The organism is Mesorhizobium sp. M1A.F.Ca.IN.020.03.2.1, from assembly GCF_004023205.1.
Taxonomy (GTDB): Bacteria; Pseudomonadota; Alphaproteobacteria; order Rhizobiales; family Rhizobiaceae; genus Mesorhizobium.
The window spans coordinates 1-435 of record NZ_RZSV01000516.1; the positions used below are offsets into that span (position 1 = coordinate 1).

General features: G+C 68.0%; 1 protein-coding gene. It reads right to left on the bottom strand.

The annotated features are described in order from the left end of the window. Positions 1-3: 3 nt before the first annotated feature. Positions 4-435: polyprenyl synthetase family protein (locus EOA79_RS32470; RefSeq protein WP_206639313.1), on the bottom strand; the 432-nt coding region annotated here is incomplete at its 5' end.

Below are 435 nucleotides of genomic sequence, written 5' to 3' on the forward strand. Positions count from 1 at the left end.
GTCTCAGCTGCTCCGCGTGGCGACAAACGTTGCCGCCGCCTTCAGCAAATCCGCCTGCTCGCCATAGGGCTCCAGCAGCGCATGCGCCTGGTCGATCAGGCCGTGGAGCTGCTCGCGCGCCCAATCGGCTCCGTGCAGCGCAGCAAGTGTCGCCTTGCCGGCGGCGGCGTCCTTCTTGGTCGCCTTGCCCATCTGCTTTGCGTCGGCGGTGAGATCGAGCAGGTCGTCGGCTAGCTGGAAGGCAAGACCGATCGCCGAGCCGAACTCCGCCAGCCTTTCACGGTCGACGGCGGATGCGCCGGCGATGATGGCGCCTGCTTCGCAGGCAAAACGGATCAGCGCGCCTGTCTTCATCGCCTGCAGACGGATGATGCCGGCCTCGTCCGGCCGCTTGCGCTCGGCCTCGCGGTCGAGCGTCTGGCCTCCGACCATGCC